General features: G+C 34.5%; 20 protein-coding genes. 1 reads left to right on the top strand and 19 read right to left on the bottom strand.

Features of this window, described 5'->3' with window-relative positions:
• The first annotated feature begins 10 nt into the window (after positions 1 to 10).
• On the top strand, positions 11 to 616 hold the full coding sequence (locus D569_RS0110955; RefSeq protein WP_018932462.1) for an esterase/lipase family protein: 606 nt from the start codon (positions 11 to 13) through the stop codon (positions 614 to 616).
• Between the two features lie 75 nt (positions 617 to 691).
• Here the strand turns inward: D569_RS0110955 and D569_RS0110950 are convergent, their stop codons facing one another.
• The 19 genes from D569_RS0110950 to essC form a co-directional block, all read right to left on the bottom strand.
• Entirely contained in the window at positions 692 to 1,234 is a 543-nt protein-coding gene (locus D569_RS0110950) for a GNAT family N-acetyltransferase (protein ID WP_018932461.1), read from the bottom strand.
• Positions 1,235 to 1,350: 116 nt separating this feature from the next.
• A complete protein-coding gene (locus D569_RS0110945) occupies positions 1,351 to 2,073 on the bottom strand; it encodes a pentapeptide repeat-containing protein (RefSeq protein WP_245548499.1) in 723 nt (240 codons plus the stop codon).
• Positions 2,070 to 2,420 carry a PadR family transcriptional regulator gene (locus D569_RS0110940; protein ID WP_018932459.1) on the bottom strand — a complete coding sequence of 117 codons (351 nt, stop codon included), beginning with the start codon at positions 2,418 to 2,420 and terminating at the stop codon, positions 2,070 to 2,072. The genes D569_RS0110945 and D569_RS0110940 overlap by 4 nt, the downstream gene beginning before the upstream one ends.
• 100 nt (positions 2,421 to 2,520) lie before the next feature.
• The gene (locus tag D569_RS0110935; protein ID WP_018932458.1) at positions 2,521 to 3,285 is read right to left on the bottom strand and encodes an ABC transporter permease; all 765 of its coding nucleotides are present in this window, start codon (positions 3,283 to 3,285) and stop codon (positions 2,521 to 2,523) included.
• Positions 3,285 to 4,226 carry a daunorubicin resistance protein DrrA family ABC transporter ATP-binding protein gene (locus D569_RS0110930; protein ID WP_018932457.1) on the bottom strand — a complete coding sequence of 314 codons (942 nt, stop codon included), beginning with the start codon at positions 4,224 to 4,226 and terminating at the stop codon, positions 3,285 to 3,287. Before D569_RS0110930 ends, D569_RS0110935 begins: the two co-directional genes overlap by 1 nt.
• Positions 4,227 to 4,804: 578 nt before the next feature.
• Positions 4,805 to 5,245, bottom strand: coding sequence for an NUDIX hydrolase (locus D569_RS0110925; RefSeq protein WP_018932456.1), 441 nt, complete (start codon positions 5,243 to 5,245; stop codon positions 4,805 to 4,807).
• A gap of 91 nt (positions 5,246 to 5,336) precedes the next feature.
• Positions 5,337 to 5,894, bottom strand: a complete 558-nt coding sequence (locus tag D569_RS0110920) for a histidine phosphatase family protein (RefSeq protein ID WP_018932455.1) — start codon at positions 5,892 to 5,894, stop codon at positions 5,337 to 5,339.
• Positions 5,895 to 6,122: 228 nt separating this feature from the next.
• A complete protein-coding gene (locus tag D569_RS0110915) occupies positions 6,123 to 6,668 on the bottom strand; it encodes a hypothetical protein (RefSeq protein ID WP_018932454.1) in 546 nt (181 codons plus the stop codon).
• A 5-nt stretch (positions 6,669 to 6,673) separates the two neighbouring features.
• Positions 6,674 to 7,498: a hypothetical protein gene (locus D569_RS0110910; RefSeq protein ID WP_018932453.1), complete on the bottom strand. Its 825-nt coding sequence runs from the start codon at positions 7,496 to 7,498 to the stop codon at positions 6,674 to 6,676.
• Between the two features lie 1,007 nt (positions 7,499 to 8,505).
• The gene (locus D569_RS0110895) at positions 8,506 to 9,279 is read right to left on the bottom strand and encodes a hypothetical protein (protein ID WP_018932450.1); all 774 of its coding nucleotides are present in this window, start codon (positions 9,277 to 9,279) and stop codon (positions 8,506 to 8,508) included.
• 139 nt (positions 9,280 to 9,418) lie between these two features.
• The gene (locus tag D569_RS0110890; RefSeq protein WP_018932449.1) at positions 9,419 to 10,192 is read right to left on the bottom strand and encodes a hypothetical protein; all 774 of its coding nucleotides are present in this window, start codon (positions 10,190 to 10,192) and stop codon (positions 9,419 to 9,421) included.
• A gap of 172 nt (positions 10,193 to 10,364) precedes the next feature.
• Entirely contained in the window at positions 10,365 to 11,012 is a 648-nt protein-coding gene (locus tag D569_RS0110885) for a DUF443 family protein (RefSeq protein ID WP_018932448.1), read from the bottom strand.
• A 170-nt stretch (positions 11,013 to 11,182) separates the two neighbouring features.
• Positions 11,183 to 11,845, bottom strand: a complete 663-nt coding sequence (locus D569_RS0110875) for a hypothetical protein (RefSeq protein ID WP_018932446.1) — start codon at positions 11,843 to 11,845, stop codon at positions 11,183 to 11,185.
• Between the two features lie 799 nt (positions 11,846 to 12,644).
• Complete coding sequence (locus D569_RS0110865; RefSeq protein WP_018932444.1) at positions 12,645 to 12,953, bottom strand: DUF4176 domain-containing protein; 309 nt, start codon at positions 12,951 to 12,953, stop codon at positions 12,645 to 12,647.
• A gap of 45 nt (positions 12,954 to 12,998) precedes the next feature.
• The gene (locus D569_RS0110860; RefSeq protein WP_018932443.1) at positions 12,999 to 13,646 is read right to left on the bottom strand and encodes a DUF443 family protein; all 648 of its coding nucleotides are present in this window, start codon (positions 13,644 to 13,646) and stop codon (positions 12,999 to 13,001) included.
• 6 nt (positions 13,647 to 13,652) lie between these two features.
• On the bottom strand, positions 13,653 to 15,212 hold the full coding sequence (locus D569_RS0110855) for a T7SS effector LXG polymorphic toxin (RefSeq protein WP_018932442.1): 1,560 nt from the start codon (positions 15,210 to 15,212) through the stop codon (positions 13,653 to 13,655).
• 18 nt (positions 15,213 to 15,230) lie between these two features.
• A complete protein-coding gene (locus D569_RS0110850) occupies positions 15,231 to 15,530 on the bottom strand; it encodes a TIGR04197 family type VII secretion effector (RefSeq protein ID WP_018932441.1) in 300 nt (99 codons plus the stop codon).
• The gene (locus D569_RS0110845) at positions 15,531 to 15,950 is read right to left on the bottom strand and encodes a YwqH-like family protein (protein ID WP_018932440.1); all 420 of its coding nucleotides are present in this window, start codon (positions 15,948 to 15,950) and stop codon (positions 15,531 to 15,533) included.
• A gap of 13 nt (positions 15,951 to 15,963) precedes the next feature.
• Positions 15,964 to 20,409 carry a type VII secretion protein EssC gene (essC, locus tag D569_RS0110840; RefSeq protein ID WP_018932439.1) on the bottom strand — a complete coding sequence of 1,482 codons (4,446 nt, stop codon included), beginning with the start codon at positions 20,407 to 20,409 and terminating at the stop codon, positions 15,964 to 15,966.
• Between the last annotated feature and the right edge of the window lie 260 nt (positions 20,410 to 20,669).

Genomic DNA, 20,669 nt, shown 5'->3' with positions numbered 1-20,669 from the left:
GGAGGATTATATGAAATCTATCAAACTCTCGTTTATTGGCTTACTGTTACTTGTATTACTTTTTAGTGTTCCTACAAAAACAATGGCACAAGAAGAATCTGGCATTGACTTTGACAAGCCTGTTGTTCTCGTTCATGGTATAGGTGGGGCACCGTACAATTTCTATAGTATCGAACGAAAATTAAGAAGTATTGGGTACGACAGATCTGATTTGCATGCGATAAACTTCAGAGACAAAACAGGCAATAATTATCGAAATTCTCGTCAACTCAGAGATTATATTGATGATGTACTTAGTAATTATGATGTAGAGGAAGTAAATATTATTGCTCATAGTATGGGTGGTGCTAATACTTTACGTTATCTAACTCGCTTAGGTGGTGTGGATAAAGTCGATAAAGTCATTACACTTGGTGGTGCTAATCGCCTAGGGGCAACATCAGTTCCATCCGGAGTTGATTTCACTTCTATCTACAGCAGTTCAGATTCTATCGTATCTATCAGTATGTCAAGAATTAGTGGTGCTGATAATATTCATGTTTCAGGCGTATCACACCTTCGTCTTTTAACGAGTAGCAGAGTACAAGATCTCATTGTTGAAAGTTTAGGAAATTAATATTATTCACTATCTAGAAGTCGTTTGGTACTTTTCCACCAAACGACTTCTTGTATTCTATTATTTATTGCTATACTATTTGAACCATTCTTCCGCTAATGTTCCATAAACAACATGATCCGTATAGTGATCATATAACCACTCAACACTTCTAATGCGTCCTTCTTCCACAAATCCAAGTCGTTTAGGTATATCTCTACTTTTTTGATTATGGATGGCCGCTCTAATCTCTACCTTGTTAAGTTTTAGTTCCATAAAAGCATAGTCTGTTAGCGTTTTAGCAACCCTTGTCATGATCCCGTTTCCTTGATACTCAGCCCCTAGCCAATAACCGATATATGCAATTTTATTGGACCAATCAATACTATTAAAACCAGCAACCCCGACAATCTCCCCATGATATATAATGACTGTAGTAAGACTTTTATTGTCAGCAAAGCCTTTCAAACTGGATTGAATGAACTCCCTCGTATCCTCTACTTTTACTGTTGCATCAACCCAAGGTAGCCACTCTCGTAAATAGTTCCTTGAATTTTCGGTTAGATCAAATATCCTTTCTGCATCTCTTTGGTCAATTAGTTTCAGAGACAAATTCTCGTCTATTTTACATACAAACATGTCAATCCCCCCAATTGGTAAATTGAAAACATTTTACCAGAATGCGAGGATGAATGCTAGCATTATTTGTAAATCCCTCCCTACAAAAAAAGAGCCCGTATAGGCTCTAAAATGGATTAAATTATTGTAACATTCGTTAGATCTGCCTTCGTTCTATTCAATGTGGCATAGGTTACTTTATCCATTGTTGCTCCGTCGAAATTCGCTTTATGGCAATAGTATGCATATTTAAAAGATACATTTCTAAACACAGTATTTTTAAAGTTTGTGCCTTTAAGCCCGCTTTGGTAAAAACTAGTACCATTGAATGTATGATTCTCGAAATCAACACCAGATAAATTGGAATAACTTAAATCTGTTTCATCTAAAACAGTCTTTTTAAAACTTGTTTTTGATAAATCTGTCTTCGATAAATTGGCTCCCGTCAGATTAGCATGGTTAAAAATAACATTTCTAAGGTCACAAGAGGCAAACTTAGCTTTAGATAAATTAGCTCCTGTAAAATCTGAACCTCTTATATCACTTTTGCTAAACTCAGATCCTTGTAGATTAACATCTTTAAAATCAGAGGTTCTCAGGTCCATTTTCGTAAAATCCATTTTCTTTTGTTCTACCTGCTCCTCTTCTGTACCTTCTGAAAATTCTTCCACCATTTCACTAACATCACCAATCGAGTTAACCGTCATTTTAAAAGCGGTATCTTCGTCATATCCTTGTTCTATAAAGTCATTTAATTTTTCCTGTAAATTGTTGTTTAACTCTTCCTTCAACTCCCCAACAGAATGGGTATTTTCATATGGCAACAATATGCCGTCAACATATCTTTCTATTTTATTCACCAATTTTCATTTCCACCTTTCGCTAATAATTGATCTAAAATCCGTTTGGATGCTTCCCAGTTTCTTTTATTTTCGTAATAATTATTTTTTCCTTTTTCCGTAATCTTGTAATATTTACGTCTACCACCTTGGGTTTCATCTCCCCAATAGGATACGATACTGCCATCCTTCTCCAGACGCTTCAGACTTGAGTACATGGTTGCCTCTTTCAACTCATACTCTCCATCTGAATATTCTGCTATTAATTTCGTTATTTCATATCCATATTTATCTCCACTCATTAGTAAGTTCAAAATAATTGTATCTGCATGCCCTCTAAGTAAATCAGAGGAAGCTTTGTTTTTCATGAACGATACACCTCCTATATACCATCATACATTACTTTGAGCTTCATTGTATTGTTATAGCTGTTATAAATTTCCCCAAAGGAGGTATTACATAACGTGATTAGGATGTTTTTCTTTTAAAAATCTGAACAGAAGCTATATAGATGACAATCAACAATCCAAATAACCATAGTAACGAAATCCAAACATGGTTACCGACAGGTTCACTCAGCAACAGGCTTCGTATAGCTTCTAGAACGGATGTCATTGGTTGATTATCTGCAAATACGCGAATCCATTTCGGCATAGAATCCGTTGGAACAAAAGCCGAGCTGATAAAAATCAAAAGTAGTACCAAGTAACCATAAGACGCTGCACCTTCTACCGTCTTTGCCATTAAAGCTGAGAATACAGACATCCAGGAAATGACCAAGGTAAACAGAACGACTAATCCAATTACTGATAACCATTCACCTACATTCGCTCCCGGACGAAACCCCATTAAAAAAGCACTAGCAATAACCAAAGCGGTTGAAAGAGAATTAAATACGACCGATGTCCATACATAACCAGATAATAAAGAAGATTTAGCTATAGGCATGGAACGAAACCTGTCAATAATTCCTTTATGAATATCATCACTTAATCGAACAGAAGTATACGTACCTCCTGTAGCAATTGTCATCATAATAATGGCAGGAACTAAATAGTTCACATAATTTTCATAACCCGTTTCGATTGCTCCCCCAAATATATAGACAAAGACAAACATAATCATGATCGGCATCGCGATTGTGGTTATCATGGTATCCATACTTCTAAAGGAAAGTCGCATGCTTCGTCCGATCATCACTTTCATATCACTGAACTTATTCGTTATCTCCATTAGGCACCCTCCTTTTCACCAATAATAGTAAGAAATACATCCTCTAATGTCGGCTGCTTTTGTGTTAATTGCGATACCGAAATGCCTGCTTGTTCTAAACGATTTAACATATTTGTCATTTGCTTAATGCTTCCATCCGTAGTTATAACCAATTTTCGATTTTCTGGGTGAATAGTTGGATGAAAGTCATGCAATACATCAAATGCTGCTCTAACTTCTCTTTCTTGATTAAACCCTAATTCGATATGACCTTCTGGTAATAGTTTTTTTAGATCTTGTGATGTACCTTCCGCCACTATTTCTCCCTGATTCAGAATAGCAATGTAATCAGCAAGATGATCTGCTTCCTCTAAATATTGTGTTGTTAGAAATACGGTGGTCCCTGCTTCAGCTAATTCCTTAATCATTTGCCATAAGGATAACCTGCTTTGTGGATCCAATCCTGTGGTTGGTTCATCTAGAAAAATGACTGACGGATTTCCTAACAAACTCATCGCAAGGTCCAGTCGACGTCGCATGCCTCCTGAGTATGTGGAAACATGCTTATCAGCAGCATCAAGTAATTGAACTCTATCAAGTAACTTGTCAGCCTCTTTGTTTGCTTTCGGCAAATGACGAAGTTTTCCAATCATGCGGATGTTCTCCCTACCTGTTAATCCCTCATCTACCGCGGCATATTGACCTGTCAAACTGATCACTCCACGAACTTTTTCTGGCTCCTTCATTACATTAAATCCATTGATTACAGCAGAACCACTATTTGCATTAAGAAGCGTTGAAAGTATTTTAATTGTCGTTGTTTTTCCAGCACCATTGGAACCCAATAAAGCAAAAATACTTCCCTTCTCTACAGAAAAATTGATATTTTTTAATACTTTATGGCCTTTATACGACTTCTGAAGATTTCGAACTGCTATCACTTTCTCCTTCGTTTCAACCATAATGGCATTCTCCTTGTCTATTATTTTTGGATTGTATCTCTGTCATCCACAAATACAATATAAATCATATTACTATGATTGTCAATGTAATATTAAAATAATAATACTCTTTCCGTAATTAAACTATATTATCCAAGTATTAAATTATCTCGAACTCAAGATAAAAACCTAAATGTTATGACACAAAAACAAGCGCTATCGAGTATTTTTGACGAATTAGATAACAATGAGAAAAACGGAATGATGGAATAATTATAAAAATTTAGAAGTGTGACTTCCATCAGTGGGGATTTTGCTAATGATGAGTAGCGTGATAATTTTTTTCCATTTCATTAGGAAAACCGATGTCACCAGTTAATCTTTATGGAAGTAGGTGTTACTAAGAAGAACAATTAAGTTGGACCTTGGATAAAAGGAGGGGAAGCAGATATCCCGGGAAGCGGTGCACTTATCCAAGGAAGAGAACTACCTGGTGCTTGGATAAATCCCTTTCTCCCTGGGATAATTCATATGGAAGTAGCCATTTATATTTTCAGGTTATTAGGTGAACGTTATGATTTGTCGCTTTTTCTTCAAACTTAATTAGTCCACCCGTACAGATCAAATGGCTGACCATCTTGATAATTTTCAATTGCTTGTTGAACATAAGGAATGATATTTTCTGGCAGATTGTTGAGTGGATACCATGCTAACTCATCACATTTGTCAGGCTCGTTATTGATAATATCTCCTGTCCACTTCTTAGCTGTCAAAAAGAAATCAATCCGCTCCTCTTCTGCCCTACGATGCATAACTCCAACGATGTTCAAGTCTTTTTTGGATATAGTAATGCCAGCCTCTTCTAATGCTTCTCTTTGAGCAGCAGTAATCACATCTTCTCCTCCATCGACATGACCAGCTAAGACACTATAGTTGCCATCTTCATATCCTGTGTTATATCGTCTAAGTAACAGAATCTGATCATTTTTTAATAGAAAAATATGTACTGCAGCAATTACTTTGAATCTATCTTTTACCATGATTGATCACCTCTTCTTTAGAATACCATGAATCATTTGCAATTTCAGGAAATTTGGAGGTGGTTAACTAAATAGATTTTCACTTTTCTTTTTATAAGTAATACGTCGTACAATGCCAGTGTTTGCTATTTGTTTTTCTTTTACTTTTCCACCCCATCTTTAATAGTTCTTTTGCAATCAACATATTAAAAAAGCCATGCCCAATCAAGGCAACAGAATCATATGTTTCAGCATATTCTATTAATATTTGTGCAGCTTTTCGGGCTCGCTTTTTTGCATGAGTTATCGACTCACAACCTTTTGCATTTCCGAAAAACCACAAACACCTTAGTAAAAATGCCCAGATACTTGAGGGAAACTTTACCCCCCTAAGAGAGGAGCTAGGCAATTCTGTTTCACGAAAAATTCGATTGGGTACAAAGTCAAGGCTGGGATGCAATAGCTTTGCAGACTGAATCGACCTTGGTAAATCACTTGTCAAAATCAAATTGGCTGTCCGTACTTTCTTCAGTGTCTCCAAAGGATAGAAATCCTCTTTCAAAACTCCACTATTATCATAACTGCTCACCCAATCATTAAATTCTTCAGCCGTTAACCAACGATTAGTTGTGAATTCCGATTTGCCATGTCTAATTAATGAAATATCCATACACCTACTCCTCTTCACTGGCTACAGTGTCCACTCTATCAGCAACCCAGCATATGTTAAGCCTCCGCCAAAACCATATAATAGGACTTTATCGCTTTTCATAATCAACTCATCACTTGTATCAACGATCTTCTCTAAATCATGATTGGTTAATCTTAGTATCTGGCACTAATTCTATGCAAAAAAATACCATTTGGTTTTCAAATGGATTTTTAATGCCTCGTATTCTTAATCATTCTGGTCGGATAGTTGAGAGCTTTTCTTATACAAGGCAAATCTTTCTTTAGGAAGTCTTTGCATGAAAGCTATAAATAATATGAATGAAAATTGAGCAAAAGTTAATAAAACGAAAGAAGAAGTGACTAAAAATAAGAAAATTAATATTAGGAAGATTATCAAGGAAATAACCGCGATCCATATGTCTTGCTTAATCAATTTTCTTCCTCTCCGAATATAATCTTCTATCATGGTTTGAGTTAGATATATTTCTCTTATTTCTTTAGGTATCATTTTCTTATATACTAAACCCCCTAAAATAATACCTACTAAAATAACGGCAATTACTACTATTGTCTTTCCCATACTGGTAAATGTATAACTAATTTCTTGCAAGCTTCTCATAAATGCTAGAATTGCGAAAAAACTAATCCAGTAACCCGTTTGGTTCATATCACTATTATGATCAATTCTATACGTATAGTTGGTATGTATATCAACATAAATGGTATATTTGTGTGCCCTTTTATTTTCCGTGTAAATAGGAATTAAATTCATCCGAATCACTCCGAACCTGCCTTTGTTTTCTGTCTAAAATAAGAATCTAATTTCTCTTCGGGTATCATTTTTCCATTTTCGTCTTTTACTGGCTTTAATCTGCCGTTTAGTTCATAATTAAAGCTATCAAACCGGAACTTGTAATAAAGTATGACTAGTTGTTCTGGAAGGATAAATAACATTACCAAAAAAATTACTATGGAAAGTATTATCACAAACATTACATCATAATGACCTGTATTAAAGTTTCTAATTAGAAATTGTATAACAAAAGATATACTTATCCCTATTAGAATAACTACAGGCAAATAAGATGTTTTTTCAAATTTCCCACGCTGTTTATCTTTTTTAGAACCCTTCCGATAGAATCCGTTATTTAACAAAATAATAAAACGAACAAATGTTATTATAATTACGATTCCACCTATCAATAATGTCATATAAGTAAATTGTAAAAGAGAGTCCTCGTTTGACAATATAGTCCCTACTGCCATTAGAGAAATCAGATAAACTGAAACCCCAAATAAATTTTGAGATACCAACATACTTACAAAGTACTCAACCCTTTGTGAACGCAAATATATATATGGTATCGAATAAATCACAGATATTGTTGCTAATATTGATGATGCAATTAAATGAATCTTTACAATTAAATCTTTAGATGGGTAATTTGAGAACCCACCTACAAAAAACTCTAAAAATAGTAAAAAAGCTTGAAGAAATATTGACAATATTAAAATGGAGCCTAATGATTTAGGACTTTGCCTTTTTGATTCAAGAGGTCGTCTTAAAACTAAAAAGTACTCTTCATTTAAATTGTTTAACATACTAAAGACCACCCTCAATATTATCCCAATTAGAACTTAAAAGATTTCTATGCTATGGACGATTAAAAAATAGGCAAGAAAAATTTATTCTCCTTCACCTGATATTTTACTCCTCTATCTCTACTTCAGTGTGAATCATTTTCATTCGAATATTGTTGTATTCTTTCAAATGTAGCATAAAAATCCTTTGCTTCATCAGCTTGTCTTAATACTAATGCTTCTCTTAGATTAAATCACTCTTAAAACCCAATTTCCGTTACCTCTCTGAATTAAACAGGATTATTTATCCGGAGACAGTAGGTAAAATAAACAAATTTATTCTCGCCTTTAGATGAGAAAACTGAGAAAAAATGATATTGATATATCCCTTTAGTATGGAATTAAACCTTGTAATTAATGTACTCCACTTTCGAATTCATGCGCAATTATGTAGTTTCATATACTAGTAAGTGGTCAAATTGAACACTTCTTACTTAGCACCTCTTCTCGAAAATCAGTTATATAGGTTGAAGCTGCAAACAAATTATGAGCAACTAACAGAAATATTAAATATTGCATCTTTTGAGACTTTTTATAGACAACAGGGATGGAATAAACAATGGAAACAACACTTAAAACAACTGAAATTGATAAATGAGTCTTAATAATAGTATCAATACTCTGGAAAATTGAATAGCCTCCTATAAAGAACTCTAAAAGAAACATAACAGCTTGTAGAAATATAATAACCCAAAATATTTACCTAATTGTGAAGGCTTTTGCCTTTCAGATTCAAAATTCTTGCGCAACACTAAGAAGTCCCTTTCAGATAATTTTTTAAACATAAAACACACTCCTTTTTTTAAAGGAAATAGCCTTTCACTATATTTATTGCAGATATGGAAAATTAGCTTTTTTCATAAATCCATTAGCCGCAACATCAAAACCAATTAGCCATACCAAAATCTGAGCATAAATCTGATTTGATAAGTTATGACATCTTCTAATTTTAGTGGTTTTTACAACTATTAGCCCACCTTTTCACCTGATCCCATTGGATGAATATTTCCCTCTTTGTTGAAATTAAAGCTTTTGAATCTCTTTTTACAATACAGTATGACTAATTGTTCGGGTAATACGAAGATCATCCCATAAAACAGTAGCATACCAATTATACCAAACATTAGAAAATTAATTTCAATCCTACTGACATGACTAACAAAAAATTGAATAAAATAAAATATTCCTAATCCACCTATAACTGCATGTGGTAGGAACGATTTTGCTTCAAATTTTTGACGAGTTTGCCCTTTACTTCTACCTTTTCTATATTTTCCTTGTTTTAATAGCAAATTGAACCTTATACAAGTTACAATAAACACCAATAATCCAAGTATTAACGTTAAAATAGTAGCAAATATTAAAGAGGCTATAGTTGCATCAGTCCGTCCAATAGTGTGTAGTGTCCAAAAATAAGGAGTAATTCCAAAAATATTTTGTGAAACTACAATACTAACAAGATACTGAGAAACTTCCCTTTTTTTGTAAACAGAGGGAATAGCAAATATAGCTGATAGTATAATGATCGCAATAGTAAAAATGGAATGAATCAAAAAAATGGTTGTTTTATTTGGAAGTTGTGATTCGTACCCTAATACTATATGGGTTATAGAAACCATTAATACTTGAAGAAATATGCCTAATGTTATCATACCACCAAAATTATTTGGACTTTGCCTGCCAGATTCTAAAGCACCTCTTAAAACATAAAAATCCTCTTCTTTCAATTTATCTAAAAACACATTAAAAAACTCCTTGATATAGGACTAATCAACCTACTAGCTTATTGCAGCAAATTATTTGTCATCATATCATCCAATTTTATTTATTGTTTTTAAAACATTCACTCACATTTTAAAATATTAATGTTCTATATCATTCTTAACCCACCTTTTCGCCAGACCCCATTGGATAAATATTTCCCTCTTTGTTGAAATTAAAGCTTTTGAATCTCTTTTTACAATAGAGTATTACTAATTGTTCGGGAAGTACAAACATCATTCCATAGAACAATATGATACCAATTATTCCTATCATTAAAGAGTTCAATTCAATCCTACTAACATTACTAGTAATAAATTGAATAAAATAAACTATTCCCAAACCGCCTATAACTACATGAGGTAAGAACGACTTCGCCTCGAATTTTTGACGTGTTTGATCCCTACTAGTTCCCTTTCTATATTCTCCTTTTGTTAATAATAAATAAAATCTTACACTAGTAACAACAAATACCAATAAACCTAGTATCAATGTTAAAATCGAAGCTAAAATTAAAGACGTTATAGAAACATTAATACTTCCTAAAATGTGTATCGCGAAAAAGAATGGAGTAATTCCAGAAAGGTTCTGAGAGATTATAATACTAATGAGATACTGAAAAACTTCCATTTTCTTATAAACAGTTGGAATGGAAAATATCACGGATAATATAATTATCAGAATAGTAATGGTGGAATGAACCCGTAAAATAATATTTTTATAAGGGAATTGTGAGTCGTATCCTACTACAACATGCGCTAAAAAAACCATTAACGCTTGAAGAAAAATAGTCAAAGTAAACATACCACCAAAATTATTCGGACTTTGTCTACCAGATGCTAAAGCACCTCTTAATACATAAAAATCTTCTTCTTTTAATTTGTCTAAAAACACAATAAAAAACTCCTATCATGAGCTAAAGCAACATGCTAGTTTATTGCAACAACTTTCTAGGTATAGAAGCAAAGCAGTTGCTACAAAAGTAAATGCTTTTTAGCACAGAAGCGAACCAACATATATGTTATACTTTTCGTTATTGAAAAATTAATATAAAGAAGTTATATAATTAGCCAGTCATCTTAAATCTTACTTTTGTAATTCCATCTAGAACAGTTAAAGTATTAGATATTGATACAATTAATAAAGTAAGCGTTGCAATAAATAACATTATCATATTTCCTAACTGAATAAATGCCCAAAAACTTATTATGGAGAAAACTAAGCAAAATACATACGCTAAAAAACATTGAAAAACTTGTTTAAAAGAATTTGGTCTAATCCATACGAACTTCTTAGAATCCCTATCAGTTTTAATAAGTAATTCAAATTTTCTTTTATTTCTACTACTTAAGTAGATTCGTAATATAATTACAAACATTATTACAATTAAAGAAATAGTAAGGTTAATTCCTGGAGTACTTTGTATATTGAAAGCATCTGCTAATGGCCTAAGTAAATTAGCTATAATAATTGCTACCCCCGTAGTTAGAATAGTATTCGTATTATTATTCATAGGATCTTCTTTTGAAAATTTCAGTTTTTTATCGGTTGCTTGTTTATTAATTTTATAAATCTTATTAGGCGTTATCCATGTTAAAAAAGGAAAAAGTATTTTCCATATTGACTGGTTCATATCTAATATATATCTTTCTTCATTGATATCTAAAATTCTAAATCTAACATTATTATGTAAACGTTGTACTTCACACTTCATAACTTTTACCACCCCCAATTCATTGGATTTATTGCATCTACACCCTTACTAATTGACTCACCAGCCTTTTTGGCAAGATCTCCAATTGCTTCTCCGGGCCCTTCACATTTCATAAATTTTACCACGCTCAATTCATAGGGTTAATTGCTTCCAATCCTTCACCTAGTACCCTAATCCTCTAGCTCTACTTCAGTGTGATCTAACCTTATATCAATATTCTCTTCTGTTAAGTCCATAAATATCTCTTCATCTTCTGGATTAACATCTAATAAAAAAGGTACAGCACTATCTGTTTCAATTTTACCGAATTCTTCTTCATGTAAAGTCACAGGCTTATTTTCAAAGATGTAATTATCATTTTGCTTGCCCAATGTAAGTTGAAAATAAATACTTTGAATTGGTGCGTCTAATCGATTCACACCAAGGAAGAGTATTGAAATCCCACCATCTTCGTTATACACAAGATCACGCGGATATACACTAAAGTCATTAGGAAAACCCGCTTTAGGGTCTGCTTTAATAACTTCATTTAATTGACTATACATTTCATTGTTTTCAATGGTTATTCCTTGTTCTTCATCTACTTTTGTAACCTGTAATTTTAAGTCTGGAACTTCACTTGACTGTGATTTATCAGAAGACCCCACTGTTGCTTTACTTTCAGAATCATCTAATTCTTCCGTTACTTCTACTTCTTTTGCTGTTTTCGTACTAGATTCAACCGGTTCCTCCTCAGCCTCAGTATTTGTTTCATCTGTTACCATGTCCTCATCCAAGTTACTGCATCCTGCGATAAATGAAACAACCGCTATATATATAAATAGTTTTTTCAATTTATAATTTAACCTCCTGATCTTAAAATAGTTCTCAATTTTTGAATTATACTTTTTAGTCATTCTTATTACTAACTTTTATTGATGAGATTGAATCTTATCAATCTACAAAGTAATATAATATGATCTAGTCCCTATTTTCTTATCAGCGTTATATTCAGTCATTTTTATAAAATCCGTTACTTTCTAAATAATACTTCTTTGTCTTAGGAAAAACCTTTGTATATATAAGAGTAAATATCCAAGTAGTTAGTATTGTTGGTATTAAAATAATAAATCCAATGGGATCAAAAATAGAACCAATTAATATATAAATAACCGTAATATACATGATCGACATTATTAATAAATACATATATGCCGCATACATAAATGGGTAAATATTTACTTTAGAACTTAAATCTTTAGACTTCTTTATTAATTGCTTATTTTCTCTGATTTCTTGTATGCCTATTCTGAAAGGATATGTTAAAAATCTCTTCATAATTAATTATCACCAGACCGTTGTAACTTAATTCGATTGATAGGAATAGGGGGCTCAGAACTGAACAATTCTATAGTGGAATTCCTGAATTTGATAGTGATGGTATAATAATTGAAGAATCACGAAAATAATTGTTTGACAGCTTCTTCTCGCATTTTAGTTCACCTAATACTACCCCCACCTAAAAGAAGGCAAAGAAACAAGAACATCTGCTTCTTTGCCCTTCCTCCTATTCGCATAGTTCCAAATCATAGTTATCTAATTTTAAGTCAATATTCTCTTCCGTTAATTCCATAATTAAATATCTAATCATGTTTATACCTTATCAAGCGGTCCGTTTACTTTTCCCTCAACATAACTTTCCTTATTTTCTACTTTCCAATCGTTAAACAACTTCTGAAAACGTTCTTCTTCCTCATCTTGAAATCCTTCAAACACTACTTGATCTATATTCTCATGATTAAAATAAAAGACGTTGTCTGGAACTAACCCCTGCGGATATAAACATCCAGAATAATCAAACATTTGGTTTTCACCCTCTATTTCAATTATCGGGCCTCTATTTAAAACCATTAATTTACTTGTTCCTTCATTCAGATATACAATTGAACCTATTGGTAACATACTTATTCCTCCTATTTTCAATTTCTAGATATATTAATTTGCTTGTTATCTATATGATTTGAATTTCACTGTAGTTTGACCATTTATTACAGTTGTTCCATTAAGAATTGATAGGGTAAATAAGAAGAAAGTTGCCACAATTAACAACATCATATTTCCATCTGTGATAAATAATATAATATCAAAAAGAAAAACACATAATATTAACAAATATATAGACAAGACTTGTATAAAGTGTTTAAACGACTGCGGTTTGATCCAAATAGTTCTTTTATATAAAGAACCCGACTCGATCAAATTATAAAAATTTTTTTTATGTCTATTGCTTATAAATCTGCGTACTCCTACCACTAATAAGAGCATCAAAGTTGCTAAAACACTATTTACTAACATGGTACTTTGAATATTAAAATAATCTGTTAATGGTCTTAACATATATGCTAAAAATATCCCTATTCCTGTTCCTAGTATTCCAAGACTTGTATCGTTTGATTTATCTCTCTCTATGTGCTTCATCTTACTATTGATTTCTTCCCCATCCACTTTATAGATTGTATTTGGTACTATCCATGTTAGAAAAGGGAAAATCGTTTTCCAGATTGACTTGCCCATATCTAAGATATAGCTCTCTTCATCAATCTTTAATATTCGAAATCTTGGATTCTTATACACACGTTGCACTTCACACTTCATAAACAATCACCATGCCCAACTCATTGGATTTATTGCATCTAGCCCCTTACTAATGGCTTTTCCTGCATCTTTAGCAGAATCCAAAATCTCGTTACCGAATTCAGACAATTTTTGACCTGCAGCATCTAGGCCATCTTGAAGCCCCAAAACATTGTTGTCATAAGCATAATTAAAAGACCATGTTAAACCAATTCCTAAACCAACAGTCCAACCAATTGGATTTGTTGCTAATAATCCTGCTAGTCCTAAACCTGCTGCTCCACCTACTAAGCCAACTCCGACACTAGTTAAATTATGTGCTACTGCCTCTCCGATGGTTTTGTCCTTTTCAAATATGTCTTCATACATTCCAACTCCTGCACTAACTGCTATAAAACTCCTTCCCAAAGTTTTTCCTGCACCTAGTAAAAATTTACCAGAATCCGATAGGTGATTTGACGTTTTTGCTGCTGCATGCCCAACTTTCGTAACTACCCCACTCGTTTTACCAGAGATTGTACTAAATAATTCACCTATACTTTTAATATGGGTTGCTACCTTCCCGGCTTTTTTTGATATCATTTTTAATTCCTTTCCAATATGTTCCGCCGAATCAGCAGTAAAATTTACTATAAAGTCTAGACCAATTTTCCCTTTATTTTTATATAAATACTCGATAACATCTTTCGGCACTTCTTCATTAAGTTCTTCTTCACTTAATTTTTTAGTAGATTTACCCATCGTTGAGAATATATTATAGTAAGTATCTCTATCAATTTTTCCATTCTTTAAATCGGTGTAAGCACTATTTAAAATTTTTTGACTTGTTTCATCCATATCCTTTAATGCATCTTCTTTTGTCTGTTCAATCTCATACATAGACATATATCGAATAGACTCTAGATCTACTTCCCCTGAATTCGCAATACCTTCATTGTAACCTTTTAGCACTGCTAATCCTGAAGTTCTAGAGTCTCCTTTATAATCCGTAAACCGAGCACTTCCACTCACAGCTCCAGCATTATTCAGCGTAGTTTTGATTTCCTTTAATAACTCTTCTGTTTGCGAGTTGCTACTTCTTCCTGTCGTTGTAAACGAATCTAAATCTTCTTGTAAATTATCTCCTACATTAATGACAGAATGTTTGTCATTAATGATTGCAACGAAAGAAGGAGTGGTTGCACTACTAATATCTGAGATACTGCTAATAGTGCTACTTACTGAATCATGGTGTGTTTGTAAAGCTTCATAGTCCTCACTGACATCTTCCATTGTATCTCTAACATAATTACTTTCTATAATGGTGCTACTACTTTCATCTACTCTTGATTGGAAGGTCTCAATATGTTTGTTCAAATTCTCATATAAATCCGTAAAGACTCCATCAAATGTTGTTAAGACAGTAAGATGAAGGTCTCTAAAATATAATTTGGCTTGATCTGCAGTTTCCCCTGAAAAAGTAGTCATATTACAGATTTCTTCTATGTCTTGTTCCACTTTTGAAAGACTATCTTTTATATCTTCAGACTTTGATTTAAACTCATCCGAGAAGTCGATCACTTCTGACAGATCAACTTTATGTCCCATGTAATATCCCTCTCTTTCCTAACGTATTGGTTGTGGACCAACAATAGGATGATTTACTGAAGCTAATTCTTCATCTTTTTCCCTCATTTGTTCACCAGTTTGTTCTAACGTAGATACATCTGCTTCTAAAATATTCTTATACTGCTCCAACAATTCCATCGCTTCTATTACATTCTCTAAATCCTTCGTGAACGGTTCAATATTCGTTTTACTGAAAGAGTTAGTTGTTGTATTTGTTTCAATATCCGCTACTGCAGTTTTTAATTTCGCTACATTAGCACGAAATACGCTCATATTAATCGAGACTTCTTTAGACATTTAGCTCAACTCCCTTTGCGCTTGAGTTATTTGCCAATTTAAAGAATTAAGTGAGTATTGCAAACTATTGATACTAGATTGATAGGATGCCTTTTCTGCTTCATATCTCCTGATATCATCATGAATCGCCTCTTTGGCATCTTCTACTTTAGATACGTATGTTTTGACGCTATCCTTATAGCTATCATACTTGTCTTCAAACTTATCTTCTTCGTTACCGCGCCAGCTGTTCAAATCAATCGAAAGACTATTAATGGAACTCTTTACGGATTGTAAATCTGACAAGCTAGATGATATTTCGCTTAATGCTTGACGTAATCGGGCTATTTTATCCTCCGTACTAGATATTAAAGATCGATTGGATTGTATTTGGCTTTGTACAGAACTTTTTCTCCAACGTAAGTAACTTAACGAACTCATCAATTCCTCCTCCTTATCGCGGAACTTTTATTTTAATATGTTGATGATCTCTTGCGTAATAGGCTTCATACGCCGCAGGATAGGTTTCCTTGCGAATAAATGGCTGACTGAAGATATCTTGATCACCTAGACGCATGCTAACTAAACCTACATTCGATAATTTTCGAACCACTTTCGCTGGCTTTTCGAAGCTTGTGCTAATATAACTGGAATCTCCACAAACAATAAAATGTACATCTACCTTTGGACCTTGTTCAAATAAAACCGATAGATCCTCTTCTAACAGAAGACTTCTTTCAGCAAAGTCTTTTAAATCCCTAATCATAATCATCCATTTCACACCATTATGATCACCTTTGGTGCGAGTATTAATTTCTGTTAGAATATTTCGTTTTACAGCTGTGATGCCATCGTCATCAGAAATATAGGCATTCATCGTTGCTCCAATTTCTGATAAACCTTGGTCAATGGTGTCAATAAGCATTGTTTGATATGGTTCCCTCAGCAATGTCATACTCTTCGTGATCGCATTTGTCATTTTATCCAGACCATCTTTTCGATCACTGACAACGGTTAGGAAACCGTCTTTTTCCGGATCAAATCCTAGTGGTGCCACGTCTTCAAAGTCCAATCCAAGTGGTAACTGGCTTTGTTCCACCAGTTTCTTCGTTTTCTTTTTCTGCTTAAATGCTTCAAATTCAATTGCACCCTCAGGCATCATTGGAATTTCCTCTGGGAGCTCTCCATCCCAGAATGTTTCCATATCTTCTGCGATTTGTTTGATGCCCTCTATAATATCCAGAGCCTCTTCTCCTTCAGCAGGCAATACCGTTTGGAATAACGCAGGTTCATCCAGCTTTAGTATCCCCCGTCCAGGTATCTCTTCAATTTCTAGATCTGTTTTGCCGACAATGGTACGAACTTCGATTGGATCAATTAAATATAGTGACACTTGTCGCTTAATATTCGATAATATTGGCATACGCATGGCACTTTGACGTCCAGCACTAATCGCTAAGTGGATACCAATACTTGCCCCTTCACGAGCTATCTGAGTAATCAGCTTGTTAAACTCATCTCCAAAATCAGCATCTTTGACAGAGTCGAAGTTATCGATCATCAGGAATAAATTCGGGATCGTTTCGCCACTTGCCTTCTCATACATTTCCATATCTGCAACACCATAACTACTTAATTTTCTCTTACGTTCAGAAATAGTACTAGTAAGCAGGCGAATCCATTTTTCTACTTTTTCGGTTTCATCCAGCAATATTGTATCTGCGACATGTGGTAAGTCTTTCAGTGGTAATAAACCATTGGTACCAAAATCTAATAAGTATACATGCAAATGTTCTGGATTATGCTGCTGAACAAGATCCATCAACAAGCTTTGCAAAAAGGTAGACTTTCCGTATCCCGGACTGGAAAAGACGGCAATGTGCCCATCCTTGGTAAGGTTGACCGATAACGGTTTTTGTTGTTGTAATTCTGGCTGATCTAACATAGCAATTGTTGCTTCCAACTGTTTCTTAGGTTCATTCCATGCTTCCTTAAAGTCCACATCATGTAAGTCATTCGCATAGATTCGTTCAGGTAATGGCGGCAACCAAGGCCTTGGCAATGGTTCAATCTGCTGTGCTTCAGTGTAGTCATGGATATAGTCAATGACCGCATCCAATTCAGTTGGTACACTCTCCACTTCTTCCTTCTTATCCAAACCACTCAAATCTTCCGTTAGGATGTCGTATTGACCTAAATCATTAATCGCATAAATGGTTGTGTCTACATATTCATGATCCTCTTTATCGGCTACATAATCTGCTCCACTCCAGGCACTCTGGAATAACTCATAGATTTCATTGTTCCCAACCTGCAAATAAGCACGACCTGGCAAGGTAATTTCTGCTGCATCAGGTGTTTTTAATACTTCATTGGAATCACTAGCATTCTGTACTTTTAATGCCAGTTTAAATTTGGAGTTAGACCAGATTTGATCGTCGACTACACCACTAGGCTTTTGAGTCGCCAAAATCAAATGGATCCCTAGTGAACGGCCAATTCTGGCTGTAGAGACTAATTCTTTCATAAAATCTGGTTGTTCCGATTTTAATTCGGCAAACTCATCCGAAATTAAGAATAAATGCGGCATCGGCTCGCTTGCTTTTCCTTGCTTATATAATTTCTGATATTGATTAATATGGTTCACATCATGTTCGCCAAATAAACGCTGACGTTTTTGTAATTCTGCTTTGATAGAAGCTAACGCCCTCATAGCTTGTGTTCGATCAAGATTGGTAATAGTTCCAAGTAAATGTGGCATTTTCTTAAATAAATTAGCCATACCTCCACCTTTATAGTCAATCAAGAGGAAGGCAACTTCATAAGGATGAAAATTAACTGCAAGCGACAGAATATAGGATTGAATAATTTCGGACTTACCAGATCCAGTTGTACCTGCCACTAAACCATGTGGGCCATGTGCTTTCTCGTGCAGGTTAAGCTGGACAAGATCATTAATCCCTCTCAATCCTAATGGAACGGCCATTGTTTTATAGGTTTCGTTCATTACCCAACGCCCGCTAATGTTTAACTCTTCGACTTTTTCTACGCCATACATTTCAAGGAAGGTAACACTTTCTGGTATTGAATTTTTTAAACTTTGTAAATGATTCAATGGTGCCAAACCTCGCGAAACCTCTTCTTTGTTAAATCCTTCTGGAAAATGATCTGGCACAAAAATTTTATTAACCAATTCTTCTTCTTCTAACAAAATGTTGCCCGTCTTCATGTCGCGAATGTCGATAACGGTTTTGACATGTTCCGGAAGAGACTGCATAACATCTTGCACAAATACAAGAGATACCCCTAATTCACTCGGATCTTCATTAAAAAACTCCATGATGATATGATCCAAAATTAGCTTTTCATCGGTAATCAAAATAACGTAATGTGGTGTGAAAATGGTTTTTTCCTGAGAATTCGCCTTTTCTTCTAACACTTGCTTACGCTCTTTTAAGACTTGATACATGGAATGCAGTACTTGGTCTCTAGAACGTTCATGATAGATAAATCCTCGAACATTCAGATCCTGCAAGCTTGCATGTGGCAGCCAGCGCATCCAGTCCCATTGAGGCTTTTCATCTTCTGGAAAAATATTAATAAACTGTATATCATGATAACTATGAAACATGGAAAGCTGAATGACTAACAACTGCAATTGCTCCAACACAAGCTCACGCTGACCGATATAACCGACAGGCCCTTTTGTCAGCGATGTGACGACCGGTACTTGAGATAGTCCTTGAAATTGTGAGCGTAAGTCTCTTGCTGCATCTACTAGCTCATCTTTATCCTGGGTAAACTCTTCTTCGCGAAATTCAATTTCAAAGCTTGTATCGACATCACCTAACCCGGCACGAAAGTGAAGAAAATCATGATGATACATCGTTTTCTCATATATTCGGGCATTCACACCCAAAACTAATTTACGAATCTCCTCTACATCTGGATAATGATAGGTTAGAGCATGGCGTTGTTCCTCCGTTGCATGATAGAGTTCCTTTGTTTTCCGTTCCAGATATTCACGATAAGTCTTATTTCTGTGCTTCATATCTGCTTTATACTGTTTGACACTTTTAACATATGACGTGATGGAGAAAATGATAGTTGTCACCGTCATTGCTAGCATCACAACAATAAAGACTCCTCTTGGTTGAATAAGTGACACAATGATCAACGCTATGATCATCACAAGCGGTGGTACAATCGTTCGAGCTAGCTGTTCACTCGGTTTGTTCGGTTTACCTGAAGGCTTTGCGATGGTCTTCTTCTCTTCTGGTTCCCGATAAATAATCCGAGGAGAACGATGATAATCAGGATAGTCAGGGCTAAACTGCTCCTCCTTATCCGTAAGTGGGACAAGCTTAGATGTAACACGTCTTCCTGACGGTATCACTTCGATATCTTCCTGGCGAACAATCACGGTTACTCCATCAAAGAAAAGCTGATCACCCGGCTCGACGTAGTTGTTTCCATTGGTAAATGAAAAGTTATGAAATACTACTCCGCCATGTACTTCTAATCGAAAGCCTTCTTGCTCACGAAAAAGAAGCAGATCAGCCTCGACATTTTCGATTACCAGATCATCATATTCATTTTTACTTATCGAAATGTGCTGTTTTGCTGCAATATCAAACAAGTGTCGATTCACTCTATCCGTTAAATAAAAATGAATGTTGTCACCATTTGAAAGGGATAGCTGTCGTTGTTGCTCCAATCGCTGATCATCTACAAAGCAAGATTCACCATCCCACTTCACTGAGATTGATTGATCGAGCGTCAAGAAAGTCATCGTATCCGCCCAATCATTCCCCACTGTTATATCTTTTGGTGACCCTTCAGATAATCCAGTTTTATGAAGTTGCTCACCGTAATTTACCACAAGTGTTTTCTGTACCATCTGTTCCTTCCTCTCTTCACTAAACCACATGAATATTGCTTAACCGAGTAGCTCTTATAGACAGCTTTACTCTTTTGATTCATTTTCTGTCCGTAAGATCGATTCTTACAGACAATTTTTTACTCAAATTCCACGTTTTGTCCATTAGATTGGTTCTTATGGACACTTTTTCTCATTTTGTTCTTTTTTTGTCCATAAAATTAGCTGTTATGGACAATTTTTTGCTTATTGTCTTAAATCTGTCCGTTAGACTACGTATT

The organism is Gracilibacillus lacisalsi DSM 19029 (genome assembly GCF_000377765.1).
GTDB classification, from domain to species: Bacteria; Bacillota; Bacilli; order Bacillales; family Amphibacillaceae; genus Gracilibacillus; species Gracilibacillus lacisalsi.
This window is presented reverse-complemented; position numbering and strand designations above follow the sequence as displayed.

Excerpts from the sequence above, each read along its gene's own strand:
- D569_RS0110955 (WP_018932462.1), top strand. The coding sequence starts at position 11 with ATGAAATCTATCAAACTCTCGTTTATTGGCTTACTGTTACTTGTATTA.
- D569_RS0110950 (WP_018932461.1), bottom strand. The coding sequence starts at position 1,234 with ATGTTTGTATGTAAAATAGACGAGAATTTGTCTCTGAAACTAATTGAC.
- D569_RS0110940 (WP_018932459.1), bottom strand. The coding sequence starts at position 2,420 with ATGAAAAACAAAGCTTCCTCTGATTTACTTAGAGGGCATGCAGATACA.
- D569_RS0110935 (WP_018932458.1), bottom strand. The coding sequence starts at position 3,285 with ATGGAGATAACGAATAAGTTCAGTGATATGAAAGTGATGATCGGACGA.
- D569_RS0110930 (WP_018932457.1), bottom strand. The coding sequence starts at position 4,226 with ATGGTTGAAACGAAGGAGAAAGTGATAGCAGTTCGAAATCTTCAGAAG.
- D569_RS0110925 (WP_018932456.1), bottom strand. The coding sequence starts at position 5,245 with ATGGTAAAAGATAGATTCAAAGTAATTGCTGCAGTACATATTTTTCTA.
- D569_RS0110920 (WP_018932455.1), bottom strand. The coding sequence starts at position 5,894 with ATGGATATTTCATTAATTAGACATGGCAAATCGGAATTCACAACTAAT.
- D569_RS0110915 (WP_018932454.1), bottom strand. The coding sequence starts at position 6,668 with ATGAATTTAATTCCTATTTACACGGAAAATAAAAGGGCACACAAATAT.
- D569_RS0110910 (WP_018932453.1), bottom strand. The coding sequence starts at position 7,498 with ATGTTAAACAATTTAAATGAAGAGTACTTTTTAGTTTTAAGACGACCT.
- D569_RS0110885 (WP_018932448.1), bottom strand. The coding sequence starts at position 11,012 with ATGAAGTGTGAAGTACAACGTTTACATAATAATGTTAGATTTAGAATT.
- D569_RS0110865 (WP_018932444.1), bottom strand. The coding sequence starts at position 12,953 with ATGTTACCAATAGGTTCAATTGTATATCTGAATGAAGGAACAAGTAAA.
- D569_RS0110860 (WP_018932443.1), bottom strand. The coding sequence starts at position 13,646 with ATGAAGTGTGAAGTGCAACGTGTGTATAAGAATCCAAGATTTCGAATA.
- D569_RS0110855 (WP_018932442.1), bottom strand. The coding sequence starts at position 15,212 with ATGGGACATAAAGTTGATCTGTCAGAAGTGATCGACTTCTCGGATGAG.
- D569_RS0110850 (WP_018932441.1), bottom strand. The coding sequence starts at position 15,530 with ATGTCTAAAGAAGTCTCGATTAATATGAGCGTATTTCGTGCTAATGTA.
- D569_RS0110845 (WP_018932440.1), bottom strand. The coding sequence starts at position 15,950 with ATGAGTTCGTTAAGTTACTTACGTTGGAGAAAAAGTTCTGTACAAAGC.
- essC (WP_018932439.1), bottom strand. The coding sequence starts at position 20,409 with ATGGTACAGAAAACACTTGTGGTAAATTACGGTGAGCAACTTCATAAA.